We start from the raw sequence: 523 nt of genomic DNA on the forward strand, positions 1-523 counted from the left end.
CCACCACCTCCGCGAAGATCGTGGTGGCGGGCGGGTTCGGCGTGGGCAAGACGACCTTCGTGGGCGCCGTGTCGGAGATCAACCCGCTGCGCACCGAAGCCGTGATGACCGCCGCGTCCGCCGGGATCGACGACCTGACGCACACCGGTGGCAAGACCACCACGACGGTGGCGATGGACTTCGGCCGTATCACGCTGGACCAGGACCTGATCCTGTACCTGTTCGGTACGCCGGGCCAGGACCGGTTCTGGTTCATGTGGGACGACCTGGTGCGCGGTGCGATCGGTGCGGTGGTGCTGGTGGACACGCGCCGGCTGGCGGACTGCTTCCCGGCGGTGGACTACTTCGAGAACTCGGGTCTGCCGTTCGTGATCGCGCTGAACGGGTTCGACGGGCATCAGCCGTACACGCCGGACGAGGTGCGTGAGGCGCTGCAGATCGGTCCGGACGCGCCGATCATCACCACGGACGCGCGGCACCGGGCGGAGGCGAAGAGTGCGCTGATCACGCTGGTCGAGCACGC

At 68.5% G+C, this 523-nt stretch carries 1 protein-coding gene; it reads left to right on the forward strand.

The genetic code is table 11. The features are described 5' to 3' along the window. On the forward strand, positions 1–523 hold a 523-nt coding region (locus ACW69E_RS27745), incomplete at both ends, for a GTP-binding protein (RefSeq protein ID WP_457501035.1).

The sequence above is a fragment of the Streptomyces sp. SS8 genome (assembly GCF_054072955.1).